General features: G+C 57.3%; 25 protein-coding genes. 15 read left to right on the top strand and 10 right to left on the bottom strand.

Annotated elements, in window-relative coordinates; genetic code table 11:
• The first annotated feature begins 110 nt into the window (after positions 1-110).
• Together ompR and envZ are read left to right on the top strand one after the other, a co-directional pair.
• Positions 111-830 (top strand): two-component system response regulator OmpR, encoded by a 720-nt coding sequence (gene ompR / locus FHC48_RS05035; protein WP_001157751.1) that lies wholly within the window; start codon positions 111-113, stop codon positions 828-830.
• Positions 827-2,173 (top strand): two-component system sensor histidine kinase EnvZ, encoded by a 1,347-nt coding sequence (gene envZ, locus FHC48_RS05030; protein WP_008503047.1) that lies wholly within the window; start codon positions 827-829, stop codon positions 2,171-2,173. Before ompR ends, envZ begins: the two co-directional genes overlap by 4 nt.
• A gap of 66 nt (positions 2,174-2,239) precedes the next feature.
• On the opposite strand, the gene pckA is transcribed toward envZ, so the two are convergent.
• From pckA to FHC48_RS05005, 5 genes are all read right to left on the bottom strand, one after another.
• Positions 2,240-3,859, bottom strand: coding sequence for a phosphoenolpyruvate carboxykinase (ATP) (gene pckA, locus FHC48_RS05025; RefSeq protein ID WP_021242192.1), 1,620 nt, complete (start codon positions 3,857-3,859; stop codon positions 2,240-2,242).
• Between the two features lie 353 nt (positions 3,860-4,212).
• A complete protein-coding gene (hslO, locus tag FHC48_RS05020) occupies positions 4,213-5,097 on the bottom strand; it encodes an Hsp33 family molecular chaperone HslO (protein WP_161958630.1) in 885 nt (294 codons plus the stop codon).
• A gap of 18 nt (positions 5,098-5,115) precedes the next feature.
• Positions 5,116-5,517, bottom strand: coding sequence for a ribosome-associated heat shock protein Hsp15 (gene hslR, locus FHC48_RS05015; RefSeq protein ID WP_008503044.1), 402 nt, complete (start codon positions 5,515-5,517; stop codon positions 5,116-5,118).
• Positions 5,514-6,197: a GMP/IMP nucleotidase gene (gene yrfG, locus FHC48_RS05010; protein ID WP_008503043.1), complete on the bottom strand. Its 684-nt coding sequence runs from the start codon at positions 6,195-6,197 to the stop codon at positions 5,514-5,516. The genes hslR and yrfG overlap by 4 nt, the downstream gene beginning before the upstream one ends.
• Before the next feature lie 68 nt (positions 6,198-6,265).
• Positions 6,266-8,401, bottom strand: coding sequence for an intracellular growth attenuator family protein (locus tag FHC48_RS05005; protein ID WP_008503042.1), 2,136 nt, complete (start codon positions 8,399-8,401; stop codon positions 6,266-6,268).
• A 324-nt stretch (positions 8,402-8,725) separates the two neighbouring features.
• Between FHC48_RS05005 and nudE the strand changes: the two genes are divergently transcribed.
• Positions 8,726-9,286 carry an ADP compounds hydrolase NudE gene (nudE, locus tag FHC48_RS05000; RefSeq protein ID WP_008503041.1) on the top strand — a complete coding sequence of 187 codons (561 nt, stop codon included), beginning with the start codon at positions 8,726-8,728 and terminating at the stop codon, positions 9,284-9,286.
• An 80-nt stretch (positions 9,287-9,366) separates the two neighbouring features.
• Here nudE and mrcA read toward each other — a convergent pair whose 3' ends face one another.
• Positions 9,367-11,919, bottom strand: coding sequence for a peptidoglycan glycosyltransferase/peptidoglycan DD-transpeptidase MrcA (gene mrcA, locus FHC48_RS04995; RefSeq protein ID WP_032675579.1), 2,553 nt, complete (start codon positions 11,917-11,919; stop codon positions 9,367-9,369).
• 120 nt (positions 11,920-12,039) lie between these two features.
• On the opposite strand from mrcA, the gene FHC48_RS04990 reads away from it, so the two are divergent.
• From FHC48_RS04990 to trpS, 12 genes are all read left to right on the top strand, one after another.
• Positions 12,040-12,816 carry a pilus assembly protein PilM gene (locus tag FHC48_RS04990; RefSeq protein ID WP_059363982.1) on the top strand — a complete coding sequence of 259 codons (777 nt, stop codon included), beginning with the start codon at positions 12,040-12,042 and terminating at the stop codon, positions 12,814-12,816.
• Complete coding sequence (locus tag FHC48_RS04985; protein WP_059363980.1) at positions 12,813-13,307, top strand: PilN domain-containing protein; 495 nt, start codon at positions 12,813-12,815, stop codon at positions 13,305-13,307. The genes FHC48_RS04990 and FHC48_RS04985 overlap by 4 nt, the downstream gene beginning before the upstream one ends.
• A 3-nt stretch (positions 13,308-13,310) precedes the next feature.
• Complete coding sequence (locus FHC48_RS04980; protein WP_059363979.1) at positions 13,311-13,766, top strand: hypothetical protein; 456 nt, start codon at positions 13,311-13,313, stop codon at positions 13,764-13,766.
• Positions 13,756-14,160, top strand: a complete 405-nt coding sequence (locus FHC48_RS04975) for a HofP DNA utilization family protein (protein ID WP_045417879.1) — start codon at positions 13,756-13,758, stop codon at positions 14,158-14,160. The genes FHC48_RS04980 and FHC48_RS04975 overlap by 11 nt, the downstream gene beginning before the upstream one ends.
• Positions 14,072-15,310, top strand: coding sequence for a DNA uptake porin HofQ (gene hofQ, locus FHC48_RS04970; protein WP_059363977.1), 1,239 nt, complete (start codon positions 14,072-14,074; stop codon positions 15,308-15,310). Before FHC48_RS04975 ends, hofQ begins: the two co-directional genes overlap by 89 nt.
• Positions 15,311-15,596: 286 nt before the next feature.
• A complete protein-coding gene (gene aroK / locus FHC48_RS04965) occupies positions 15,597-16,118 on the top strand; it encodes a shikimate kinase AroK (protein ID WP_003861630.1) in 522 nt (173 codons plus the stop codon).
• Positions 16,119-16,175: 57 nt separating this feature from the next.
• Positions 16,176-17,264 carry a 3-dehydroquinate synthase gene (gene aroB, locus FHC48_RS04960; protein ID WP_059363975.1) on the top strand — a complete coding sequence of 363 codons (1,089 nt, stop codon included), beginning with the start codon at positions 16,176-16,178 and terminating at the stop codon, positions 17,262-17,264.
• A gap of 92 nt (positions 17,265-17,356) precedes the next feature.
• Positions 17,357-18,658, top strand: a complete 1,302-nt coding sequence (damX, locus tag FHC48_RS04955; RefSeq protein WP_059363974.1) for a cell division protein DamX — start codon at positions 17,357-17,359, stop codon at positions 18,656-18,658.
• 67 nt (positions 18,659-18,725) lie between these two features.
• The gene (gene dam, locus FHC48_RS04950; RefSeq protein ID WP_008503033.1) at positions 18,726-19,538 is read left to right on the top strand and encodes an adenine-specific DNA-methyltransferase; all 813 of its coding nucleotides are present in this window, start codon (positions 18,726-18,728) and stop codon (positions 19,536-19,538) included.
• A 41-nt stretch (positions 19,539-19,579) separates the two neighbouring features.
• Positions 19,580-20,257: a ribulose-phosphate 3-epimerase gene (gene rpe / locus FHC48_RS04945; protein WP_008503032.1), complete on the top strand. Its 678-nt coding sequence runs from the start codon at positions 19,580-19,582 to the stop codon at positions 20,255-20,257.
• Positions 20,250-21,011 (top strand): phosphoglycolate phosphatase, encoded by a 762-nt coding sequence (gene gph / locus FHC48_RS04940; protein WP_023326223.1) that lies wholly within the window; start codon positions 20,250-20,252, stop codon positions 21,009-21,011. Before rpe ends, gph begins: the two co-directional genes overlap by 8 nt.
• Positions 21,004-22,008 carry a tryptophan--tRNA ligase gene (gene trpS, locus FHC48_RS04935; RefSeq protein WP_024907925.1) on the top strand — a complete coding sequence of 335 codons (1,005 nt, stop codon included), beginning with the start codon at positions 21,004-21,006 and terminating at the stop codon, positions 22,006-22,008. Before gph ends, trpS begins: the two co-directional genes overlap by 8 nt.
• 143 nt (positions 22,009-22,151) lie before the next feature.
• Here the strand turns inward: trpS and FHC48_RS04930 are convergent, their stop codons facing one another.
• The 4 genes from FHC48_RS04930 to nirB form a co-directional block, all read right to left on the bottom strand.
• Positions 22,152-22,322, bottom strand: coding sequence for a YhfL family protein (locus FHC48_RS04930; protein WP_008503029.1), 171 nt, complete (start codon positions 22,320-22,322; stop codon positions 22,152-22,154).
• A 143-nt stretch (positions 22,323-22,465) separates the two neighbouring features.
• Positions 22,466-23,839: a siroheme synthase CysG gene (gene cysG / locus FHC48_RS04925; RefSeq protein ID WP_059363973.1), complete on the bottom strand. Its 1,374-nt coding sequence runs from the start codon at positions 23,837-23,839 to the stop codon at positions 22,466-22,468.
• 134 nt (positions 23,840-23,973) lie between these two features.
• Positions 23,974-24,300 (bottom strand): nitrite reductase small subunit NirD, encoded by a 327-nt coding sequence (gene nirD, locus FHC48_RS04920; protein ID WP_008503027.1) that lies wholly within the window; start codon positions 24,298-24,300, stop codon positions 23,974-23,976.
• Positions 24,297-26,840 carry a nitrite reductase large subunit NirB gene (gene nirB / locus FHC48_RS04915; RefSeq protein WP_059363972.1) on the bottom strand — a complete coding sequence of 848 codons (2,544 nt, stop codon included), beginning with the start codon at positions 26,838-26,840 and terminating at the stop codon, positions 24,297-24,299. The genes nirD and nirB overlap by 4 nt, the downstream gene beginning before the upstream one ends.
• Between the last annotated feature and the right edge of the window lie 23 nt (positions 26,841-26,863).

Genomic DNA, 26,863 nt, shown 5'->3' with positions numbered 1-26,863 from the left:
CTTTGTAACAATTTCGACTAGAATTTATACCAGAATTAACTGGTCGAATACGTGCACTTTTTTAGAATACGCTGTTACAAAGACTATCCGAACCTTTGGGAGTACACACAATGCAAGAAAACTATAAAATTCTGGTCGTGGATGACGACATGCGCCTGCGTGCGCTGCTGGAGCGTTATCTGACCGAGCAGGGCTTCCAGGTTCGCAGCGTCGCGAACGCTGAGCAAATGGATCGTCTGTTGACCCGTGAATCTTTCCATCTGATGGTTCTCGACCTGATGCTGCCAGGCGAAGACGGGCTCTCTATCTGCCGCCGTCTGCGCAGCCAGAGCAACCCGATGCCGATCATTATGGTAACGGCGAAGGGCGAAGAAGTTGACCGTATCGTGGGCCTCGAAATCGGCGCCGACGACTACATTCCAAAACCGTTTAACCCGCGTGAACTGCTGGCGCGCATTCGCGCCGTGCTGCGCCGTCAGGCGAACGAGCTGCCGGGCGCACCGTCGCAGGAAGAAGCCGTTATTGCCTTCGGCAAGTTCAAGCTGAACCTCGGCACGCGCGAAATGTTCCGTGAAGACGAGCCAATGCCGCTCACCAGCGGCGAGTTCGCGGTGCTGAAAGCGCTGGTTAGCCACCCGCGTGAGCCGCTCTCCCGCGACAAGCTGATGAACCTGGCGCGTGGTCGCGAATACTCCGCAATGGAACGCTCTATCGACGTGCAGATCTCCCGTCTGCGCCGCATGGTGGAAGAAGATCCGGCGCATCCTCGTTATATTCAGACCGTATGGGGTCTGGGCTACGTGTTCGTCCCGGACGGCTCTAAAGCATGAGGCGAATGCGCTTCTCGCCGCGAAGCTCGTTTGCCCGCACCCTGTTACTGATCGTCACCCTGCTGTTCGTCAGCCTGGTGACGACCTACCTGGTGGTGCTGAACTTTGCGATCCTGCCGAGCCTCCAGCAGTTTAATAAGGTCCTGGCCTACGAAGTGCGTATGCTGATGACCGATAAGCTGCAGCTGGAGGACGGCACGCAGCTGGTTGTTCCCCCGGCGTTTCGTCGTGAAATCTACCGTGAACTGGGCATCTCGCTCTATTCGAATGAAGCGGCGGAAGACGCCGGTCTGCGCTGGGCGCAGCACTACGAATTTCTCAGCCAGCAGATGGCGCAGCAGCTGGGTGGCCCGACGGAAGTGCGCGTCGAGGTCAACAAAAGCTCGCCCGTTGTCTGGCTGAAAACCTGGCTGTCACCCAACATCTGGGTGCGTGTCCCGCTGACCGAAATCCATCAGGGCGATTTCTCGCCGCTGTTCCGCTATACCCTGGCAATTATGTTGCTGGCGATAGGCGGAGCCTGGCTGTTTATTCGAATACAGAACCGACCGCTGGTCGACCTGGAGCACGCTGCGCTGCAGGTCGGTAAAGGCATTATTCCTCCTCCGCTGCGCGAGTATGGTGCCTCGGAAGTCCGCTCGGTGACGCGTGCGTTTAACCATATGGCGGCAGGCGTGAAGCAGCTTGCGGATGACCGTACGCTGCTGATGGCGGGCGTGAGCCATGACCTGCGCACCCCCCTGACGCGTATTCGTCTGGCGACGGAGATGATGGGAGAAGAGGATGGTTACCTTGCCGAGTCCATCAACAAGGACATCGAAGAGTGCAACGCCATCATCGAGCAGTTCATCGACTACCTGCGCACCGGCCAGGAGATGCCGATGGAAATGGCGGACCTGAACGCGGTGCTGGGTGAAGTGGTGGCGGCAGAAAGCGGCTACGAGCGTGAAATTGATACTGACCTTCAGGCCGGTGAAATTCAGGTTCGTATGCACCCGCTCTCCATTAAGCGCGCGGTGGCGAACATGGTGGTCAACGCGGCGCGCTACGGTAACGGCTGGATCAAAGTCAGCAGCGGGTCTGAACTCAACCGCGCCTGGTTCCAGGTGGAAGACGACGGTCCGGGCATCAAGCCCGAGCAGCGTAAGCATCTGTTCCAGCCGTTTGTGCGTGGCGACAGCGCACGCAGCACCAGCGGTACGGGCTTAGGCCTGGCGATTGTGCAGCGTATTGTGGATAACCATAACGGGTTGCTGGAGATTGGTACCAGCGAGCGGGGCGGGTTGAGCATTCGCGCCTGGTTGCCGGTTCCGGTCACGCGGGGGCAGGTGAAAGAGAGTTGAAATAAGGGTGGCACGAGCCACCCTTTTTTGTAGGTCGGGTAAGGCGAAGCCGCCACCCGACATGGACTACAGTTTTGGACCCGCGCTCACCAGCGCAGCACCCGCCGGGGTATCGGTATACTTCTCGAAGTTCTCGATAAACAGCTTCGCCAGCGATTCCGCTTTCTCGCGCCACTGTTCAGGCGAACCGTACGTATTGCGCGGGTCGAGGATATGCGTATCCACACCCGGCAGCGACGTTGGGATCGCCAGGTCAAACATCGGCAGCGTGAAGGTTTCGGCGTCGTCCAGAGAACCATCCAGAATAGCGTCGATAATGGCGCGGGTATCTTTGATGGAGATACGTTTGCCGGTGCCGTTCCAGCCGGTGTTCACCAGGTATGCCTGCGCGCCGGATGCCTGCATGCGTTTCACCAGCACTTCAGCGTACTGCGTCGGGTGCAGCGACAGGAAGGCTGCGCCGAAACAGGCGGAGAAGGTTGGGGTTGGCTCCGTCACGCCGCGCTCGGTACCCGCCAGCTTGGCGGTGAAACCGGAGAGGAAGTGGTACTGCGTCTGGCTGGCCGTCAGGCGAGACACCGGCGGCAACACGCCGAACGCATCCGCCGTCAGGAAAATGACCTTCGTGGCATGACCCGCTTTTGACACCGGCTTCACGATGTTGTCGATGTGGTAGATGGGGTAAGAGACGCGGGTGTTTTCCGTTTTCGACGCATCGTCGAAGTCGATGGAGCCGTCGGCACGCACGGTGACGTTTTCCAGCAGCGCATCGCGACGGATCGCGTGGAAGATATCCGGCTCGGCCTCTTCAGACAGGCGAATGGTCTTCGCGTAGCAGCCGCCTTCAAAGTTGAATACGCCGTCGTCATCCCAGCCGTGTTCGTCATCGCCAATCAGGCGACGTTTTGGATCGGTGGACAGGGTGGTTTTCCCGGTGCCGGACAGGCCGAAGAAGACCGCCACGTCGCCTTTTTCACCGACGTTAGCCGAGCAGTGCATGGAGGCGATGCCCCGCAGCGGCAGCAGGTAGTTCATGACCGAGAACATCCCTTTCTTCATTTCGCCGCCGTACCAGGTACCGCCGATCAGCTGGATACGCTCGGTCAGGTTGAAGGCAACAAAGTTTTCGGAGTTCAGACCCTGCTCTTTCCACTGTGGGTTGGTGCATTTCGCGCCGTTCATCACGATGAAATCAGGGGTGAAGTCCTGCAGCTCTTCGTCGGTTGGACGAATAAACATGTTTTTCACGAAATGCGCCTGCCAGGCCACTTCGGTGATAAAACGTACGGAGAGACGGGTGTCGGCGTTAGCGCCGCAGAAAGCGTCGACAATAAACAAACGCTTGCCGGAAAGTTGATGGGTGACGAGCCCTTTCAGGTGCTGCCAGGTTTCCGGAGAGAGCGGTTTGTTGTCGTTCTTCCCTTTGCCCTTGTCAGCCCACCACAGCGTATCGCGGGTGGTTTCGTCTCGGACGATATACTTATCTTTCGGCGAACGACCGGTAAAAATACCGGTATCGACGGCGATAGCACCAAGATTCGTCAACACACCGCGCTCGTATCCTTCCAGTGCTGGATTGAGCTCTTCCTGATACAGCGTATCGTAGTCGGGGTTGTAGACGACTTCCTGGACGTCGTGAATACCATAAGCCTTGAGATCTTGCGGGGTTAAACCAGTAACACGCATATCACTGCTCCTTAGCCAATATGTACTGCCTGAAATTGTAGGGTTTTTCTGAGGTTGTTTACCGCGACGGGGCTCATAGATTCACGCATCTGGACAAAACCCTTACTAACGGAAAACGCTGCGACTCCAGTCACAGCGCAGGCGGATTATCGCAGGAATCGCTTTTTTGTTGGGGAAAATGTTCCGAAAAGGTTAAAGGCTGGTGATTTTATCGGAAAGAATGTGAATGTAATCGCATACACGTAAGAAAATTACGTAAGAGTTACATTGGGAAAACGATTCAGCTTGGGGGGTGTTTTTTACCCCTCAACCCAGCCCTCTTCCCAAACGGAAGAGGGTGAGGGGAAAGCGGTTTAGTGAACCTGCGGATCCGCCGGGGAGGCGTTGTTGCGGATCTCAGCGATATCCATCGAATTGAACACATAGTGCGTACCGCAGTAGTCACAGTGCATATCAATTTCGCCGTCTTCCGCCATGATGCTGTCGATCTCTTCATCCGGCAGGGTTTTCAGTGCGCCAGCGCAGCGCTCGCGGGAGCAGGTGCACTTAAACTCCACGGACTGCGGGTCGTAGACGGTCACTTCTTCTTCGTGGTACAGACGCCACAGCACGTCGGTCGCCGACAGGTTGAACAGCTCTTCCGCCTTGATGGTTTCGGTCAGTGTTGCCAGGTGCTCGAAATCATTGGTCTGCGCGTCCTGCGCAGGCAGAACCTGCAGCAGCATCCCGCCAGCAGCTGGCTGGCCGTCCACTTCACCGGTGCGGATGAAGAGACGCGTCGGCAGCTGTTCAGAACGCATGAAGTAATCTTCCAGGCAGGCTGCCAGGGTATCGCCTTCCAGACCGACCACGCCCTGATAGCGTTCACCTTCCTCCGGGGAGATGGTGATCACCAGGTAGCCATTACCTACCAGCGTTTTGAGGTCAGCATTTTCAGGCACGTCGCCCTGAACGCGCGCCACGCCGCGCATCTGCTGCTGGTTATTGCCGTTGATCACCGCCAGCGACATTGGGCCGTCACCCTGCAGCTGCACGGTGATATCGCCGGCAAACTTCAGCGTTGCGGTCAGCAGGCTGGTGGCAACCAGCAGTTCGCCCAACAGGGTCTTCACCGGCAGCGGGTAGTTGTGGTTTTCCAGAATCTGTTTCCAGGTTTCGGATACGGTGACCAGCTCGCCGCGCACGGCGAATTGTTCAAACAGATAGCGGTGTAATTGGTCGTGTTGGGCCATTTTCATCTCTCGTGCGGGTGAGGGTTACTCGCTCTCACCGTGTTTAAATTTCATCAGATCGCGGCGCTCTTTTTTATCCGGTCGCCGGTCCGGGTGGGGCATGGTCAGCGCATTCATTTTGCGCGCCAGCGCGGTCTTCTCGCGCTTTTCAATGCTTTCCGCCGTCTCTTCATAAAGCAGGACGGCTTCCGGGGCGGGCCGTCGTTGTTCGGTAATGGCTTTAATCACTACCGTACGTTCGTCGTTGCCCTGACGCAGCGTTAAGGTGGCATTCAGCTCAACCAGCTTGCTTGGTTTGCTGCGCTGGCCGTTGTAATGCACCTTTCCGCCGTCAATCATCTCGCGGGCAAGGGCGCGCGTTTTATAAAAACGCGCCGCCCACAGCCATTTATCCAGTCTTACCCCGTCAGAGGGTTTTTCTTTCATGGCCTCTCCTTCACGGTCAGTGAGGGGATCATCTGGCGGTAGTCGTTCAGTCCCGGGTGGCGCAGATAGCTTTTTTCAGCCAGGCCAGAGTCAGGATTGGTGACGCCCAGACAATAGCGAATGCCAAACCTTGCCGCGGAATCCAGAATGGGCTCGCTGTCGTCAATGAACAGCGTACGTTCCGGCTGCAAGCCCGTCTCTTCCTTCACCGCATGCCACAACCGCTGATCCTCTTTCGGATAACCAAATGTGTGGGTGGAAAGTAATAAATCAAGGTGTGATGCCAGACCCGTATGCTCCAGCTTCACGGCCAGGTTATGGGGATGCGCATTGGTCAGCAAAATACGGCGTTTGCCGCTTGCTTTCAGCGCATCCAGGAACGGAACCGTATCCTCGCGCAGCACGGCGCGTGGACCCTGGGCGGTGGTCATGGCACAAATATCCAGACCGAGGCGCTCGCTCCAGTAGTCCAGACAGTACCAGTTTAGCGTATGTTGCACGGCGCTATATTGCGAACGAATGAATGCCTGCGCTTCTGCCGGGGAGATTCCCTGCTGCTCGCCATAGGTTTCCGGCACCAGCGTTTGCCAGAAATAGTTGTCAAAGGCGAGATCGAGCAGCGTGCCGTCCATATCCAGCAGAACGGTGTCGACCTGCTGCCAGTCGATATCAAGATGCATAGGGGGGGAACTCCAGCCAGAAGAATCGTGCGCGACAGGGTAGCACATCTTGTCGCGCAACGACGTTATCAGATCAGGCTCTCAGAGGAGGGGATCAGCTTAGGATTGAGGCAATTTTCATAATATTGCTGGATCTCTGCAAGCCGGGTGCGCGAGCGCTGGTAGCGTCGCAGGGCCATAAAGCCGTTCCAGAAAATGGCGATCAGCATCGCGGTCATCAGCAGAGAGGTGCCGATATAGCGCCATAAACCTGCGCTATCCGGCATCCGGTGCAGGCCGATATGGCGCGTGCCGTTGGCGTCGGTATAAACACTCGTGACAATCCCTTCTGCGCTGAACGGCGTTTGCATCAGCATCTGCGCCAGGCGCTGGAACTGGCTCCACTGCTCCTGCGCCGGGTAGTCATAAAGTGCAACCTGCGGGTAAGGCTGATCGACCAGGTCGCTGCCTTCATCGCTTGCAATCACAAAGCCGCCCGGTGCCGGGCTGTTCAGCGCCTGAGCCGCCCGGGTGGTTTCGCGCATCATAAACGGTGATGTGGAGGTGGCGACCAGGTTATCCAGCGATTCAGCACTCACCGGACGCAGCAGCACGTTGACGCCATCCAGTCGTCCCGCTTCGGCGCGCTTTACCAGCGAGTCCCAGTCTTTACTGTTCCCGAGGTTGACCAGGGCATTTTTAAGACGTATGCACTCATCCTGCGAAGAACAGAGATCCTGCGTTTTCAGAACGATGTCACCAAAATCATCCAGCAGAACCATGCCTGATTTTTGAATGGCCGAACGCAGTGCGGGACTAACGCGTGAATCATCGTCCGGTTTCGGGTGCAGCTGGCGGTTAACCGTCTGGGTAAGAGCCGTGGCTTTATTCACCACTTCGGATTCCGGCAGCGGCAGCGGCGGTGCGTCGTTCCAGATAATTTGCGAGCAATCGAACGGCATGAACGGCGAGTTCTGACGCGTGTTCCATGCCCCCGGCGTGTGAATATTACACATCCCGGTTCCCTTCAGGCGCAGCGTGTCTCCCACGCGTACACCGGCTTCATCCAGCTTGTTGACGCTGGTCGCTTCAATGGTTTGCGCCCCTTTGATCCACGACAGGGTGAATTTGATGGGCATATCCAGCGGCACGAAAAGCAGCAGCATGACTAAGACCAGCGCCGCGCCCCCGGCAATGACCGTGCTGCGAAGCCAGTGCTGAAGCGGGAAATTTTTCACTTCATCATGCAGGGATAAGAAGCGTCCCTGACGCACAACGTGGCGGTCAAGGTAGATATCAATATCGGTTTTCTGGCCTAAATCCTGCGCGATCCACGGTTGCCAGTGGCGCGGGTAGATCAGGTCAATAATCCCGAGCGAGATATTGTTGAGGTGTTCCTGATCGTTTTCACCGAACAGACCCCAGCGCTTTGGCGTCCCGCGCAGGCAGTGGATCTCGCGCAACGAGGTTTTGGCCGGCGGAGCAAAGAGCCCCCAAAGCCCGCCCGCCAGCAGCAGCACCGCACCGCCCGCCAGCCAGGGGACAAACACATCCGGCGTCAGCAGGCAGAAAAAAAAGAGCAGGAAGGCGGCGACGATCAGCAGGGCTTCACGAATGCCGTCCGGGCGGCTCAGGGCGTACTCTTCATGCGTCTCCTGACGAATGTTCAGCAGTTCAATCTGCTCTGTCTCTTCGCCACGAATAGAAGCCTGCGTCGAACTGGCGCGCTCCAGCGCAAAACGCGGGGCTTCCTGAAGATATTCATTCAGCGTGTGGCCGTTAAGCGAGATAACCAGAGGCAATGAATCGGTGTGAATCAGCTCAACGCTGTTTTCGTCATTAATGTATTGCTCCCAGGACGGAGGGAGATGCACTTCGACGGAATCAAGGTAATAGCGCCACTTGTTGGGGTCATCAGTCGTGATGCCATAGCGCGTGATGGATCGCGTCACGCAGAGCACGGTATCACTCTGGGCATTAAGCTTTAACGCCACGGGCGCAGCGGTGGCACCCGTTGGCCCAGGCGTGAGCTGAGTACGGTTCAGGATTTCGAGATAGTTTTCAACCGCATCGCGCTCGTCTTGCGTGAGTTTACGCGTGGTCGCGCCCGCAAATGCAGTTAAAAAAGGCAGGCGATAACGGCGCTGTATGCGGCGCCTGTACAACCACCCTGCAACCAATGCGCCGGCCAGCATAGCAGCGAGAACAATCAAAATGGTGCTCATGCTTTCCCCATCTTACTTATCTTCTTACAGGTGTAGTCAGTAGCACCTTTACATTGAATGAGAGTCTGTGGCTGGCTATCGGCAAGTATGGAGTCGAACTTGAGCATTCTGAAGCGCATCCCAGTGACCGGTGATGATAGCAAAGCCTGTTATGGCGCGATATCAGCAAATTCCTGGAAACATTTCAACCTCTTGACATTTGTTTTGAATTGAGGATTGATCCCTGCTACGTTGCATAAATGTAAATAAAGAACGATTGACATTGCCGAAACCGTGCGGCGTATCGCACAATAACGCCAGTTCTCACTGCTAAGACCCATCACGATGAGCAAACCACTACAAAAACCCACCATTCTGAATGTTGAAACAGTCGCCAAATCGCGCCTGTTTAATGTCGAAAGTGTGGATCTGGAGTTCAGCAACGGTGTGCGTCGCGTTTATGAACGTATGCGCCCCTCGTCGCGCGAAGCGGTGATGATTGTGCCGATTGTCGACGATCATCTGATTTTGATCCGCGAATACGCTGTGGGAACGGAATCTTACGAGCTTGGATTCTCGAAAGGGCTGATCGACCCGGGCGAAACCGTCTTTGAAGCGGCAAACCGCGAGCTGAAAGAAGAGGTGGGGTTCGGGGCGAATGAGCTTTCATTCCTGAAAAAACTGAGCATGGCGCCGTCCTATTTTTCCAGCAAAATGAATATCGTGGTGGCTGAAGATCTCTATCCTGAATCGCTGGAAGGGGATGAGCCGGAGCCGCTGCCGCAGGTTCGCTGGCCGCTGGCGCACCTGATGGATCTGCTGGAAGATCCTGACTTTAATGAGGCTCGCAACGTGAGCGCGCTGTTCCTGGTACGGGAGTGGTTGAAAGGGCAGGGGCGACTGTAGCCCATAAAAAATGCCGGGTGGCGGCTTCGCCTGACCCGGCCTACGCTGTGTTGCCCGGTTTTTACCGGGCATTTTTACATTTAGAACAGCTCGTGCGTTTCGCCGTTATCGATAATCTCTGTACCCACCTCATGCACCGCCTGTGTGGTTGGCTGTGTGCCCTCGATGAAATACTCCTCGCGACTATTACCGCCGTTGGCGAGCTGGCCCGTGCTGCGGTCGATATTGACCGTCACCACGCCAGGCGGTGGCGTCAGTGGCTGCTCCGGCACGCCTTCAAGAACGGCCTTCATGTAGGCGTCCCAGGCTGGCTGCGCGCTCTTCGCGCCGCCTTCATAGCCGGAAATCTGATCTTTAATCGCGCCGGAGGCCGTGGTACGCCCTAAATCGCGGCGGTGATCGTCGAAGCCGATCCAGACCGAGGTCACCACGCCCGGACCGTAACCGGAGAACCACGCGTCTTTCGAGCTGTTGGTTGTCCCCGTTTTACCGCCGATATCATGGCGCTGCAGATCGCGTCCTGCGCGCCAGCCGGTACCCTGCCAGCCTGGCTCACCGAAGATGTTGGTGTTCAGCGCGCTTTTGATCAGGAAAGACAGCGGCGTGTTGATCACATGCGGGGCGTATTCCTGCGCGCCGGTCTGCGCCACCAGCGCCTGGTTCGCCTGCTCGAGCTGCGGCTGCGGCACCACGCCGCTCTGCTGCTCCTGCGACACGGCAGGGTCTTCCATGTCCTTGTTTTCAAGTACTTCAGATTTCGGCGTATTGCCATAAATGACCGGAATATCGCAGTCAGGGCAGGCAATTTTCGGCTTCGCCTCGAACAGCACGCCGCCCTGATCGTTCTCGATCTTGCTGATGAAGTACGGGTCAATCAGGAAGCCGCCGTTGGCCATCACCGAGTATCCACGCGCGACCTGAAGCGGCGTAAAGGAGGCTGAGCCTAACGCCAGCGACTCGGTGCGAACGATGTTCTGCGCCGGGAAACCGAAGCGCTGCAGATACTCTGCGGCATAGTCGACGCCCATGGCGCGCATGGCACGCACCATCACCACGTTTTTCGACTGTCCCAGACCCTGACGAAGACGAATCGGGCCGGCATATTCCGCAGGGGAGTTTTTCGGCTGCCAGTCGGAACCCGCCCCCGCATCCCAGCGGGAGATTGGCACGTCGTTGAGGATGCTGGCGAGGGTCAGGCCCTTATCCATCGCGGCCGTGTAGAGGAACGGTTTGATATTGGAACCGACCTGACGCAGCGCCTGGGTGGCACGGTTAAATTTGCTCTGGTTGAAATCGAACCCGCCGACCAGGGCCAGTACAGCACCGTTCTGCGGATTGATAGAAACCAGGGCCGAGTTGACGTCCGGCACCTGCGCCAGCCACCAGGATTCGCCAACCTTGCGCACCCAGATTTGCTGCCCGGTCTGTACCGCATCGGTCACTTTACGCGGCGTGGCGCCCTGCAGGGTATCCGAGCGGTACGGACGCGCCCAACGGATACCGTCCATGCGCAGGGAGACGGACGTACCGTCCGCGAGCGTTGCAACGGCTTCCTGAGGATCGGCCTGCGTCACCACCGCAGGAAGGAGCGGACCGTAGGTAGGCAGCGCTCTCAGCGTACTGGTGATTTTTTTGCTGTCCCACGCGCTTTCGCCCACCTTCCAGAGCACGTTTGAGGGGCCGCGATAGCCGTGACGCATATCGTAGTCCATCACGTTGTTGCGTACCGCGTCCTGCGCCGCCTGCTGCACTTTACGGGTGACGGTGGTGTACACGCGATAGCCATCTTCATAGGCCTTGTCGCCATAGCGATTCACCATCTCCTGGCGAACCATTTCGGTCAGGTAAGGCGCTGAGAAGGCGATCTCCGGGGCGTGGTAGTTAGCGTCAATGACGTCGTTGCGCGCCTGGTCATACTCGCTCTGGCTGATATAGCCTTCGCTCAGCATACGTGACAGGACGACGTTACGACGGGCAGTGGCGCGATCGAGCGAGTAGAGCGGGTTAAACGTGGACGGCGCTTTTGGCAGACCGGCGATGGTGGCCATTTCGCTTAAGGTGAGTTGCTCAACAGGCTTACCGAAGTACACCTGCGCGGCCGCCCCCACGCCATAGGCACGGTAGCCCAGGTAGATTTTATTGAGGTACAGCTCAAGGATCTCGTCTTTGCTCAGCAGCTGCTCAATACGGATCGCCAGGAACACCTCTTTGATCTTACGGGTCAGCGTCTTTTCAGGGCTGAGGAAGAAGTTACGCGCCAGCTGCTGCGTAATGGTACTCGCCCCCTGAGAGGCGTGACCAGAGAACAACGCAATGCTCGCGGCACGGAAAATCCCCACCGGATCGACACCGTGGTGCTCGTAAAAACGGCTGTCCTCCGTGGCGATAAAGGCTTTCACCATCACGGGTGGAATTTGGTTTAAGGTCAGCGGGATACGACGCTTCTCGCCATACTGCGCCATGAGCTCGCCATCGGCGCTATAGACCTGCATCGGGATCTGGAGACGCACATCGCGAAGCGTGGCGACATCAGGTAGCTGTGGCTCAATATATTTGTACAAACCGTAAATCGAGCCTGCTCCCAGCAGAATGCAACAGACTGCAAGGATGAATAAATACTTTACGAACTTCACCGGAGATTTCCCATTTGGTTTCACTTGGGCAGTTTCTAAACAATCGCGCGGTAGTATAAAGGCAAGCCTGATTCATTGATATAGCCGTCAGGGCGACGGGCGATAAGGAGATCGTGAAGCATGGCCTTCAAAACATGGCAAACGGGCGTTCATATTCAACAGGATAGGGTGCTGATCGTGGCGCTGGACCGGGATAAGTCCGGCTGGCGTCTGTGGCGCTGGTGGGCAATCCCGCTGGGCGAAGGCATCATTCGTGACGGCAAAATTTGCCAGCCAGAACAGCTGGTTGATGCGTTGCGCGACTGGCGAAAAACGCTGCCGCACGCCCATCGGGTGTTCCTCTCTTTCCCGGCAGCACGCACTCTGCAGCGGTCGCTTCCCCGCCCGACCGTTGCGCTGCGCGACAGCGAGCAGCTCTCATGGCTGGGTAGCGCGCTCGCCCGCGAACTGGAGATGTCTGCCGATACCCTCTGTTTCGACTACGCCCAGGATACCTTCAGCAATACCTTTCACGTGACGGCCGCACAAAACAACGAGGTCGATACCCTTCTGGCGCTGGCGAAAACGCTGCGTTTGCGGCTGGTGACCATTACCCCGGATGCCAGCGCGCTGACGAATCTTCTTCCCGCAGTGGCGCCGGCGCAGTGCGTTGCCTGGCGGGACGATCGGCAGTGGCTCTGGGCGATGCGCCACCAGTGGGGACGCCGCTTAACTACCGAAGCAGAAAACGTGGCCGAGCTGGCGGCGCTGCTGGCGCTTGGTCCGGATGACATCGCGCTGTTTGATTGCCAACGTGATCCGTGGGAAATCCTGGAACGCTGCCATGCTCCGCTGCCGGAATGCGGGGCTGATTATACCGTCGCGCTGGCGTTGGCCATGAGCGAGGTGCCCGGATGAGCATCCTGAATTTTCTGCCCTGGCGACAGCAGCGGCGCGCGCGATGCCTGCGCTTCTGGGGCGCAATGTGTATCGGCACAGTACTGTTGATGTTCGTAGTCATTGTTTGTCTGCGGATGAACCAGTTCGTGAAACTGCGCGCGCTGCAAACGGATCTGACGGGAATGCAGTCCGTGCAGCACGCGCTTGTCGCCCGGCAAAAACTGGCCGCACAGGCGCAGCTCCCCGTGCAAACCAGGCAACGACGCGCATGGCAACCGGTGCTGGCCTCCCTTTCCCGCGCCATTCCTTCACAGGTCTGGCTGACAGAGCTGCGCTATCAGCCGCCTGCGCTGATATTGACCGGTTACGCTATCACCCTGCCGGCCCTCTCTACTCTGCGCGATGCGCTTGGCCAAATAGCGGGCTTTACGCCCGGGACGCCGGGCGAGCTTCGGCAGGATAGCCGGGGGCACTGGATGTTTACGCTTCATCTCAAAAGCGAGGGGTAACGCGTGAATACCTTGTTAGAACGCTGGTGCGAAAGCCGTCCCTGGCATCGGCTACTCTGCTGGTGCCTGGGGAGTCTCCTGGCAGGGCTGTTCGCGTGGGGCGCGTTGCTCAGACCGGTAGACAGGCAGTGTGCTGAACAACAACGCCAGCTGATTGAAGATGTGAGGACGAACGCGGCGTTATGGCCTGCCGTCAGAAAGGTGCCGTTTCGTCCGGACGCTGTAAAAGCACGGGCGCTGACGCCGTTCTCCCCGCTCAATTTTCAGGGCGATGAGACGACGCTCGTTCACTGGAAGCCGCTGCAAAATGGAGGGGAGCTGGCGCTGGATGCGGAGTGGCAGGCCATTCCAGCGCTTTTTTCCCGGCTGGCACAGCAGGATGTGGAGATCGCCGCTTTCGCGATTGCGCCACAAGGTAGGGCGTTACGCCTGCAGCTGGAGCTGGAACATGCGAAATAGCGCGCGATGTTTGCTGGTTTGCTCAGTGCTGCTATTGACCGGTATGCGCGATCCGTTTCGTCCCCCGGACGATCCTTGCGCCATTGGCGAGCTGGCGCAGTGGCGCTTTCGCGGCATGGTGGAAGGGCAGGAGACTATCGGCATTTTACAGGATGGGGAAATGCGCTGGCACCGGCTGAAAATGCATGAGCGCTTCCCGGCTGGCTGGAGGATAACCGCCGTCAATGCAGCGGAGCTGGCGGTTGATGTGGGTGACACCTGTGACCCGGGAAAATGGACGTGGCAACGAGAAGGAACGGACAAAAATGAATTTACGGATAATGCTGTGGCTGCTGGCGTTCAGCCAACCGCTGTGGGCCGCCGCGCCAAAACCGGTCACGCTGGTGGTGGATGACGTGCCTGTGGTCCAGGTGTTACAGGCCCTGGTCGCACAGGAGAACCGTAATCTGGTGGTATCGCCTGATGTCAGCGGTACGCTTTCGCTTAACCTGACGCGCGTCCCCTGGAGGCAGGCGTTACGGACGGTCGTCTCCAGCGCCGGGCTCGTCTTGCGCGAGGAGGGCGGTATTTTTTATGTGCATACCGCGGCCTGGCAACGTGAACAGCGGGAGCGTTCAGAACAGGAACAGGCGCGTCGACAGCTTGATGCCCCGCTGGTCACTCAGGGCATTCCCTTTTCTTATGCGGATGCCGGGGAGCTGCAAAAAGCCGCGGAAAAACTCCTGAGCCCAAAGGGGAGCTTATCCGTCGACACGCGTACTAACCGCCTGCTGATTCGGGATAACCAGGCTGCGGTGGATACGCTGCAGCGCTGGGCCGCCGAGATGGATATTCCCGTCGAGCAGGTCGAACTGGCGGCGCATATTGTGACCATCAACGAAAAAAGCCTGCGCGAGTTGGGGGTGAAGTGGAATCTCGCCGACGCTACCGACGTGGGCAAGGTTGGACAACTGACGACGCTGGGCAGCGATCTTTCCGTCGCCAGCGCCACCAGCCACGTGGGTTTTAATATCGGTCGGATTAACGGCAGATTGCTTGATCTGGAACTTTTAGCGCTGGAGCAAAAACAGCAGGTCGATATTATCGCCAGCCCGCGGCTGTTGGCCTCGCATATGCAACCTACCAGCATTAAGCAGGGCAGTGAGATCCCGTATCAGGTCTCAAGCGGGGAAAGCGGCGCCACCTCCGTTGAGTTTAAAGAGGCGGTACTCGGAATGGAGGTCACACCGGTAGTATTGCCGGGGGGACGCGTGCGCCTGAAATTACACATCAGCGAAAATATGCCGGGACAGGTTCTGCAGCAGGCCGATGGCGAAACGCTGGCTATCGATAAGCAGGAGATAGAAACCCAGGTGGAGGTAAAAAGTGGAGAAACGCTGGCGTTGGGCGGAATATTTTCCCAGAAGAACAAAACCGGCACTGACAGCGTACCGGGGCTTGGGAGCATCCCCTGGATTGGGTCGCTTTTCCGCCATGACGGGAAAGACAACGAACGGCGTGAATTAGTGGTGTTTATTACACCACGTCTGGTCGGTATTCGCTGACGGGTAACGATCCCCGCAATGATTTTGCATTCAGTTTGTTGCAGATGTTTGACGTGGGGCATGAATTAGCATACAAGGAGTACCGATTTGAGTTGGACTTACGTCTTATTACCTTATGCGCCCGGCGCGGTGATTTAATCAGTTGCCAAACAAGCCGGAGTATTGAGATAATTTTTAGTCTGACTCTCGCTCTATTGCATATGAGGTTTCAGTTCATGTCCTGCTACGCCGGGTGTCTGCGAAGCGGGGATTACCATTAACGAATAGTCTTAGTAGTACCGATAAAATGGCAGAGAAACGCAATATCTTTCTGGTTGGGCCTATGGGTGCCGGCAAAAGCACTATTGGGCGTCAGTTAGCTCAACAACTCAATATGGAATTTTACGATTCTGATCAAGAGATTGAGAAACGAACCGGAGCTGATGTGGGCTGGGTTTTCGACGTAGAAGGCGAAGAAGGTTTCCGTGACCGAGAAGAAAAAGTGATCAACGAACTCACGGAAAAACAGGGCATCGTTCTGGCAACAGGCGGCGGCTCTGTGAAATCTCGCGAAACCCGCAACCGTCTCTCCGCCCGTGGCGTAGTGGTCTATCTTGAGACGACCATTGAGAAACAGCTGGCACGTACGCAGCGCGATAAAAAGCGCCCGCTGCTGCAGGTTGAAACGCCACCACGCGAAGTTCTGGAAGCGTTGGCCGATGAACGCAATCCGCTGTATGAAGAGATTGCCGATGTGACCATTCGTACCGACGACCAGAGCGCTAAAGTGGTTGCAAACCAGATTATTCATATGCTGGAAAGCAACTGATTCTGGCTTTATATACACTCGCCTGCGGGTAATAGCATTAAAGGTGGATGTCGCGTCATGGAGAGGATTACAGTTACTCTCGGGGAACGTAGTTACCCTATCACCATCGCGGCTGGTTTGTTTAACGACCCAGCTTCCTTTTTACCACTGAAAGCGGGTGATCAGGCGATGCTGGTCACCAACGAGACGCTGGCTCCGCTTTATCTCGACCGCGTACGCCACCTGCTTGAGCAGGCGGGCGTAAAAGTCGACAGTGTGATTCTCCCCGATGGCGAGCAGTATAAAAGCCTGACGGTACTGGATACCGTCTTTACCGCATTGCTGCAAAAACCGCATGGTCGCGATACAACACTGCTTGCCCTGGGCGGCGGTGTTGTGGGCGATCTGACCGGCTTTGCGGCCGCAAGCTATCAGCGTGGTGTCCGCTTTATTCAAATCCCTACCACGCTGCTGTCCCAGGTCGACTCCTCTGTGGGTGGCAAAACGGCAGTGAACCATCCGCTCGGCAAAAACATGATTGGCGCGTTCTATCAGCCCGCATCGGTGGTGGTGGATCTCGACTGTCTGAAAACCCTGCCGAAGCGCGAACTGGCTTCGGGTCTGGCGGAAGTGATCAAATACGGCATTATTCTGGACGGCGAGTTCTTTAACTGGCTTGAAGAGAATATGGATGCGCTGCTGGGCCTCGATGAGGCAAAACTGGCATACTGCATTCGTCGTTGCTGTGAGCTGAAAGCAGAAGTTGTTGCCGCAGACGAGCGTGAAACGGGCTTACGTGCTTTACTGAATCTTGGGCATACGTTTGGTCACGCGATTGAAGCCGAAATGGGTTACGGCAACTGGCTGCACGGTGAAGCCGTCGCGGTCGGCATGGTGATGGCTGCCCGCACCTCTGAACGCCTTGGGCAGTTCAAACCGGAAGAGACGGCACGTATCATTGCGCTGCTTGAGCGTGCAGGTTTGCCGGTGAACGGGCCGCAGGAGATGTCGGCGCAAGCGTATTTACCCCACATGATGCGCGATAAAAAAGTATTGGCAGGTGAGATGCGTCTTGTACTCCCGCTTGCAATAGGGAAGAGTGAAGTGCGCGGCGGAGTGCCGCACGATGTCGTTCTTGGCGCTATCGCTGACTGTCAGCAGGCGTAACAACTAGAAAGGTCAGGCCACTGTCGCAGGTGGTCGTTTAGCTTCAGGTGAAATGCAAAGTCGTTGGCATAAGCCTTTGAGTGGGGTGTTAAATGGATGAATTCAAACCAGAAGACGAGCTGAAACCCGATCCCAGCGATCGTCGTACTGGTCGTTCTCGTCAATCTTCAGAACGTGATAACGAGCCGCAGATCAACTTTGACGATGTTGATCTGGATGCAGACGATCGTCGCCCTTCGCGCAGCCGCAACGCGCACGAAGAGCGAGCAGAAGAGGATTATGAGTCCGAAGAAGATTCAATGGACGAACAGCCTGTAGAGCGTCGCCCGCGTAAACGTAAAAAAGCCGCTGCGCCAAAACCGGCGTCCCGCCAGTACATTATGATGGGCCTTGGCGTTCTGGTGCTTGTGCTGCTGATTGTCGGCATTGGCTCCGCGCTTAAAGCACCGTCAACGAACTCAACCGAGCAAACGGCTTCCGCTGAGAAGAGCATCAACCTTTCCGGTAACGATGCGTCCAATCAGGCGAATGGCGCACAGCCAGCGCCGGGTGCTACTTCCGCAGAGCAGACCGCCGGTAACACCACAGCGCCGCAGGATGTTTCTCTGCCGCCCGTTTCTTCAACCCCAGCTCAGGGTCAGGCACCTGCTGCGCCAGAAAGTCAGCAGCGTGTGGAAGTTCAGGGAGACCTGAACAATGCGCTGACGCAGCCGCAGAACCAGCAGCAGGTTGATAACGTCGTGGTTAACTCTACGCTGCCAACTGAACCTGCAACCGTTGCCCCGATTCGCGGCGGTAACGCTCAGCCGCAAACGGCCGCGACGGAAACCAAACCGCACCAGACGCAGACTACGACACGTCCTGAGCGTAAGCAGGCAGTGATTGAGCCTAAGCGTGAAACCAAACCTCAGGCAGTGGTAAAAGCGCCTGAAGTGAAAGCCGTACCGGCCCAGCCGAAACGCACGGAAACGGCTGCGGTGAGCGAGCCTGCTAAAGCGCCCGTCACGCAGACTGCGCCGAAAGCCACGGCGACCACCACGGCACCGGCTGCCACAGCGGCACCAGCCGCGACGGCAACCGCATCCAGCAGCGCGGCAGGTAAAACGGCAGGTAACGTCGGTTCGCTGAAGTCTGCGCCTTCCAGCAACTACACGCTGCAGCTGAGCAGTTCGTCTAACTACGACAACCTCAACAGCTGGGCGAAGAAATCAAATCTGAAAAACTATGTTGTTTATCAGACGACCCGTAACGGTCAGCCGTGGTATGTGCTGGTGAGCGGTGTTTATTCGTCAAAAGATGAAGCAAAACGTGCCGTAGCGGCGCTGCCAGCTGACGTTCAGGCGAAGAACCCATGGGCGAAGCCGATTCATCAGGTTCAGGCCGATCTGAAGTAATGTTTAAAGCGCAGGATGCTGTCGGAGCTTTCTCCACAGCCGGAGAAGGTGTAATCAGTTAGTCAGCATGAAAAAAAATCGCGCTTTTCTGAAATGGGCAGGGGGGAAATACCCCCTGCTCGATGATATTAAAAAGCACCTGCCTGAAGGCGAGTGTCTTATCGAACCTTTCGTGGGTGCGGGATCGGTGTTCCTCAACACCGATTTTTCTCGTTATATCCTGGCGGATATCAACAGCGACCTTATCAGCCTCTATAACATCGTTAAGCTCCGTACCGATGAGTATGTCGCAGAGGCGCGCAAGCTGTTTACGCCCGAGAACAATAATCCGGACGTTTACTACCAGTTCCGCGCGGAGTTTAACCAGAGCCAGGATCCGTTCCGCAGAGCCCTGCTGTTCCTCTATCTTAATCGTCATGGTTACAACGGCCTGTGCCGGTATAACCTGCGCGGGGAATTTAACGTGCCGTTTGGTCGCTACAAGCGCCCGTATTTCCCACAGGACGAGCTTTATCACTTTGCTGAAAAAGCGCAGAACGCGGAGTTTCATTGCCTCTCCTATGAAGAGTGTATGGAACTGGCAGGCGTCAATTCGGTGGTTTACTGTGACCCCCCATACGCGCCGCTGTCTGCGACGGCGAACTTCACCGCCTACCACACCAACAGCTTCAGCCCTGCCGAGCAGGCGCGTCTGGCGGAGATGGCGGAAAAGCTGGTCAGCAAAAGAATTCCGGTGTTAATTTCGAATCACGACACGCCTGATACGCGCGAATGGTACAAAGCCGCGAAGCATTTTCAGGTTAAGGTGCGGCGTAGCATTAGCAGCAACGGCGGCACACGTAAAAAGGTGGACGAACTCCTGGCTCTTTATCGCCCCTGAGCCGTTTTGCCCGCCGGTAAACACATTTCAAGGAGAAGCGGATGAAACAGTTTTTGATTGCTCCCTCAATTCTGTCGGCCGATTTTGCCCGCCTGGGTGAAGATACCGCCAACGCACTGGCGGCTGGCGCGGATGTCGTCCATTTCGACGTGATGGATAACCACTACGTTCCTAACCTGACCATCGGTCCGATGGTGCTCAAGGCGCTGCGTAACTATGGCATTACCGCCCCGATCGACGTTCACCTGATGGTGAAACCGGTTGATCGCATCGTGCCTGACTTCGCCGCGGCGGGTGCCAGCATCATCACCTTCCATCCGGAAGCCTCTGAACATGTGGATCGCACGCTGCAGCTGATCAAAGAGAACGGCTGTAAAGCGGGTCTGGTGTTTAACCCGGCCACGCCGCTGAGCTATCTCGACTATGTCATGGACAAGCTGGACGTGATCCTGCTGATGTCCGTTAACCCCGGTTTTGGCGGCCAGTCATTCATTCCTCACACGCTGGATAAGCTGCGTGAAGTCCGCCGTCGTATCGACGAGTCAGGCTACGACATTCGTCTGGAAGTAGACGGCGGCGTGAAAGTGAATAACATTGGTGAAATTGCGGCGGCAGGCGCGGATATGTTCGTTGCTGGTTCAGCCATTTTCGACCAACCGGATTATAAAAAAGTCATTGATGAAATGCGCCGCGAGCTGGCGAAGGTAAGTCATGGATAAATTACAGGCTATTCGGGGTGTGGCATTCGACCTCGACGGCACGCTGGTTGACAGCGCGCCGGGCTTAACGAGCGCCGTCGACCAGGCGCTGTATGCACTTGAACTCCCCGTTGCGGGTGAAGAGCGCGTCGTCACGTGGATTGGCAACGGCGCCGATGTTCTGATGGCGCGCGCGTTGACGTGGGCGCGTCAGGAGCGTGCGTCGCAGCGTTCCGCCCAGGGTAAACCGAGCGTCGATCACGCGGACATCCCGCAGGAAGAGCAGCTGCGTATTCTGCGCAAACTGTTCGATCGTTTCTATGAAGAGACCGTCGAGGAGGGCAGCTTCCTGTTCCCGGACGTTCAGGAAACGCTGAGCGCGCTGCACGCGAAGGGCATCCCGCTGGGTCTGGTGACCAACAAACCCACGCCGTTTGTCGCACCGCTGCTGGAAGCGCTCAATATCGCGAAGTATTTCTCCGTGATTGTGGGCGGCGACGACGTGCAGAACAAAAAGCCCCATCCGGAACCGCTGCTGCTGGTGGCAGGAAAATTATCCTTAACGCCTGCGGAGCTGCTCTTTGTCGGCGATTCCCGCAATGATATTCTGGCTGCCCGCGCGGCCGGGTGTCCTTCCGTGGGGTTAACCTATGGCTACAACTACGGTGAGGCCATTACGCTGAGTGAGCCGGACGTCGTTTTCGACCACTTCAAAGATTTGTTGCCCGCACTCGGGCTTTCGCACAGTGAACATCAGGAATTGAACAATGACTAAGCCCATCGTTTTTAGTGGCGCACAGCCTTCAGGTGAATTGACCATTGGTAACTACATGGGCGCGTTACGTCAGTGGGTCAGCATGCAGGATGACTACCATTGCATTTACTGCATCGTCGATCTCCATGCGATTACCGCCCGTCAGGATCCTGAGAAGCTGCGCAAAGCCACGCTGGACACCCTGGCGCTGTATCTGGCCTGCGGCATCGATCCGGAGAAGAGCACCATCTTCGTTCAGTCTCACGTGCCGGAGCACGCGCAGCTGGGCTGGGCGCTGAACTGCTACACCTATTTCGGCGAGCTGAGCCGCATGACGCAGTTCAAGGATAAATCCGCGCGCTACTCTGAAAACATCAACGCCGGCCTGTTTGACTATCCGGTGCTGATGGCGGCAGACATTCTGCTGTACCAGACAAACCAGGTCCCTGTGGGCGAAGATCAGAAGCAGCACCTGGAGCTGAGCCGCGATATCGCCCAGCGCTTTAACGCGATCTACGGCGATGTGTTTAAAGTACCAGAGCCATTTATTCCGAAGTCCGGTGCACGCGTGATGTCGCTGCTGGAGCCGACCAAGAAGATGTCCAAGTCTGACGATAACCGCAACAACGTTATCGGCCTGCTGGAAGATCCGAAATCGGTGGTGAAAAAACTCAAGCGTGCCGTGACCGACTCCGACGAGCCGCCAGTCGTGCGTTACGACGTGCAGAACAAAGCGGGCGTCTCCAACCTGCTGGATATCCTCTCGGGCGTCACCGGCCAGAGCATCCCTGAGCTGGAAAAACACTTCGAAGGCAAGATGTACGGCCACCTTAAAGGCGAAGTGGCAGATGCCGTTTCCGGCATGCTGACCGAGCTGCAGGAGCGTTATCACCGCTACCGTAACGACGAAGCGTTCCTGCAGAAAGTGATGAAAGAGGGCGCGGAAAAAGCCAGCGCGCGCGCGTCCGAAACCCTGAAAGCGGTGTATGAAGCGATTGGGTTTGTGGCGAAACCTTAAGCCGCTGTGCCGGGTGGCGGCTTCGCCTTACCCGGCCTACGGGACCGTGTAGGTCGGGTAAGCGTCAGCGCCACCCGACAAAAAAACGCTCCGCATCAACAAAAAAACCGGGACATCCCGGTTTTTTTACGCCTGTATAACGCTTACTGCTGTGCCGCCGGGCCGCAACCACCGATGATCTTCGAAATGGAGATCGCCGGGTGCAGCAGGTAATCGTAGCTGCAGTTATTTTTGGTGTTTTGAACGTGACCGGTGCAGGCCGTCAGAGTCGATAACAGGCCAACCAGAACGGCGGCCTTTGCCAGTTTGAACATACGCATTCCTTGTCTTTAAAACGAAAATTGGATGTAACTCAAGGGAATAAAGGGAAAAGTTCCACTTCGGGGCGGTATGTTATCGGTAGCGGTAAGAGGGGAGTAGTCCGCTTAAGGACTACTCCGGGGAGGAGGAATATGCGTTAGTGATTGGAGAACCAGTTCAGCCTGTCGCGCAGTTCAACCACGCGGCCCACCACGATCAGCGCCGGGCTTTCGACCTGCTGCGCCAGCTCGCCTAACTGCGTCAGCACGCCATCCACCACGCGCTGCGTAATGGCGGTGCCGTTTTCGACCAGCGCGACGGGCATATCCGCATTCATACCGTGCTCCAGCAGCTTCGCCTGAATCGTGGCGGCCTGGTTTAGCCCCATGTAGAACACCAGCGTCTGCTTTTCGGCGGCCAGGTTATGCCAGTCCAGCTCGCTGCCGGTCTTCAGGTGGCCCGTCACCAGACGCACGCTCTGAGCGTAGTCGCGGTGGGTCAGCGGAATGCCAGAGTACGCTGAACAGCCGGACGCCGCCGTAATGCCGGGCACCACGGAGAACGGAATACCCGCGTCGCACAGGGTTTCCAGCTCCTCGCCGCCGCGTCCAAAGATAAACGGATCGCCCCCCTTCAGGCGGACCACGCGTTTTCCCTTTTGCGCTTCGTGCAGCAGGATCTGGTTAATCTCCTCCTGCGGCACGCAGTGGTAGCCCGCGCGCTTGCCCACGAAAACGCGGTCGGCGTCGCGGCGCACCAGGTTCATGATGTCATCGGAGACCAGACGGTCGTACACCACGATATCCGCCTGCTGGATCTGCTGTAGCCCTTTCAGCGTCAGCAAACCCGCATCTCCGGGGCCTGCGCCCACCAGCACTACTTCGCCGCGATGGTCCAGCGGTTCGCTTAGCAACTGCTCGGTCGTCTCTTCAACGGCTTTGGTGTCCTGATTCGCCAGCGACTGCGCCAGCCTGTCGTTCACAAAGAATTTTTCCCAGAAGCGACGGCGCTCGCCCACGGTCGCGAAGGTTTGCTTCACGCGTGAACGCAGCTGACCGGCATAATGCGCAATCTGGCCAAGGTGTTGAGGCAACAGGGCTTCCAGTTTTTCCCGCAGCAGACGCGCGAGAACCGGCGAACGTCCCCCGGACGAGACCGCAATCATCAGCGGCGAGCGGTCGATAATCGACGGCATGATAAAGCTGGCCTCTTTCGGCGCATCCACCACGTTGCAGAAGATACGGCGCGCTTCGCAGGCGTCGCTCACGCGCTGGTTCACTTCATCGTCATCCGTCGCGGCAATGGTCAGCCAGCAGGTGTCCAGCAGGGATTCATTAAACGCACCCTGTTCCAGCGTAAGCATCCCTTCCTGGGCCCAAACCTCAAACTGGGGGGCGAAGGACAGGGCATTCACGGTCAGGCGGGCGCCAGCCTCTAACAGCAGGCGCGCTTTGCGCTCGGCCACGTCGCCGCCGCCCACGAGCAGGCAGTCGCGGTTGCGTAATTGACAAAAAATCGGCAGGTGATCCACGACGTTACCTCACAGCATTCATGGCGGGGGAAGAATTGACGTCAGGATAACAGCAGGAATCGTACAGAACATACGGTTTTTCCTGCCGTTACCCATAAGGGGTCATAAGCCTTTCCTATTGAAAAGGCGAGGGGTTACGCTTTCAGCTGCACCTCGCCGTCCTTCACGCGGACGTCGTAGTGTTTGACCGAGAAGCTTTCATCTTCCATGCAGAGTCCGTCGGTTAAGCGGAAACGCTGCTTTTTCAACGGGCTGGCGACCCACAGTTCCCCCTGGTGCTCGGCAATCAGGCCGCGGGAGAGCACGCTGGCCTCAAAGAACGGGTCAATATTGCTGATGGCAAAAACCTGTTCATCGTGGCGAGGGCGGAAAATCGCCACCTGCTCGTTGCCCAGCAGCGCACAGACGCCGGTGGCGGGGAGAATGTCGTTAATATTGCAGATGTTTACCCACTGGCTCATGCGTTTTCCTCCACCAGCGTGACCGGAATACGTTCATACGGCGTCGCCGGACGATGCTGTTCGCGCTCCGGCACAACCTGTACGTTCGGGTCGCGCTGGGTGCTGTTGATAAAGTGTTTGAAGCGCGTCTGCGCCGCCGGGGTGTTGACGGTTTCCGTCCACTCGCAGATCACCGCCTCGCGCAGCCGCGCCATTTCTGCTTCCAGATGTTCGTTCAGGCCCAGTTTGTCGTCGATAATGACCGATTTCAGGTAGTCGATGCCGCCCTCGAGGTTATCGAGCCAGGAGGCGGTACGGGTCAGCTTATCGGCGGTACGGATGTAGAACATCATGAAGCGGTCGAGATACTGAATCAGCGTGTCGCGATCGAGATCCGCCGCCAGCAGGTCCGCATGGCGCGGTTTCATCCCGCCGTTGCCGCACACATACAGGTTCCAGCCTTTCTCGGTGGCAATAATACCCACGTCTTTACCCTGCGCTTCCGCACATTCGCGGGTACAGCCGGAGACGCCGAACTTCATTTTGTGCGGGGTACGGATGCCTTTGTAGCGGTTTTCCAGCTCAACGCCGAAGCCCACGCTGTCGCCGACGCCGTAGCGGCACCAGGTGCTGCCCACGCAGGTTTTCGCCATGCGCAGCGCCTTGGCGTACGCGTGGCCGGTTTCGAAGCCCGCTTCAATCAGCTGACGCCAGATTTCCGGCAGGTCGTCCTTCTGCGCACCAAACAGGCCGATACGCTGGGAGCCGGTAATTTTGGTGTAGAGGTTAAATTCACGTGCGATACGGCCCACCGCGACCAGCCCTTCCGGCGTAATTTCACCACCGGCGGAACGCGGAATGACGGAGTAAGTACCGTCTTTCTGAATGTTCGCTAGGAAGTTATCGTTGGTGTCCTGCAGCGGCGTATGTTCTGGTTTGAGCACGTACTCATTCCAGCAGGAGGCCAGCAGGGAGCCGACGGTCGGTTTACACACCTCACAGCCGTAACCCTGGCCGTGTTTCTCCAGCAGTTCGTCGAAGGACTTGATGCCTTCCACGCGGATCAGATGGTACAGCTCCTGGCGAGAGTAAGCGAAGTGCTCGCACAGGTTGTTGTTCACTTCGATGCCCTGTTTCGCCAGCTCGGCGTTCAGCACCTGGGTGACCAGCGGAATACAGCCGCCGCAGCCGGTACCGGCTTTGGTTTCCGCTTTCAGCGCCGCAACGGTGTGGCACCCTTTGTTGATCGCGGAGATCAGCATGCCTTTGGTGACGTCGAAGCAGGAGCAAATCTGCGCGCTGTCCGGCAGTTTATCCACGCCGATGGACGGCTTACCGCTGGAGGCGTGCGCCGGGAGGATCAGCGCGTCCGGGTTTTCCGGCAGCTCGATGGCGTTGAGCACCAGCTGGAGCAGGTTACCGAAGTCGCTGGTGTCGCCCACCAGCACCGCGCCGAGCAGGGTTTTGTTGTCCTGGCTGACGATGAGACGTTTGTAGACCTCTTTGCTTTCGTCGAGATAGACGTAGCTGCGCGCGCCGGGCGTGCGACCATGCGCATCGCCAATACCGCCTACGTCCACGCCCAGCAGCTTCAGCTTGGCGCTCATGTCTGCGCCGGTGAAGGCGTTTTCGCTACCGAGGATATGATCCACGGCGACCTGCGCCATTTTGTAGCCCGGCGCCACCAGGCCGTATACGCGGTTGTTCCAGCTGGCGCATTCGCCGATGGCGTAGATATCCGGATCGGAGGTCTGGCAGGTGTCGTTAATCATGATCCCGCCGCGCTGCGCGACGGCCAGGCCGCACTGGGTCGCCAGCTTGTCGCGCGGGCGGATGCCGGTGGAGAAGACGATGAAGTCCACTTCCAGCTCGCTGCCGTCGGCAAAGCGCATGGTTTTGCGTGCTTCAGTCCCTTCCTGAACGATCTCTTTGGTGTTCTTGCTGGTGTGAACCTTCACGCCCATGCTTTCGATTTTACGACGCAGCTGATCGCCACCCATGTGGTCGAGCTGTTCGGCCATCAGCATTGGCGCAAATTCGATAACGTGGGTTTCAACACCGAGGTTTTTGAGCGCGCCAGCCGCTTCCAGACCCAGCAGACCGCCGCCGACCACCGCGCCGCGTTTGCTTCGACGCGCGCAGGATTCGATGGCGTTGAGGTCCTCAATCGTGCGATAAACGAAGCAATCCTGAGTCTCCGAGCCTTTAATGGGTGGGATCCACGGATACGAACCCGTTGCCATGATCAGCTTGTCGTAAAAAACCGTACGGCCGGCGCTGGAGTGGATCACTTTTTCCTGACGGTTGATGGTGATAGCGCGTTCGCCCACCAGCACTTTTACGCCATGCTTCTCGTAGAAACCTTCACGCACCAGAGAGAGCTCTTCGGCGGTATGATGGGAGAAGTAGGAAGACAGGTGCACACGGTCGTATGCCTTGCGGGGTTCTTCACAGAACACGGTAATATCGAACTGCTCAGCATCGGCTTTATCGAGAAGATCCTCAATAAAGCGGTGGCCGACCATGCCGTTACCGATGATAGCGAGTCTGACTTTGCTCATTATTGCCTCGATTTCTTTTCTAT

Source organism: Enterobacter sp. EC_50, from assembly GCF_019584525.1.
Classification (GTDB): Bacteria; Pseudomonadota; Gammaproteobacteria; order Enterobacterales; family Enterobacteriaceae; genus Enterobacter; species Enterobacter roggenkampii.
Note: the sequence above shows the minus strand (reverse complement) of the source record. Positions and strands in the feature narration are given on the sequence as shown.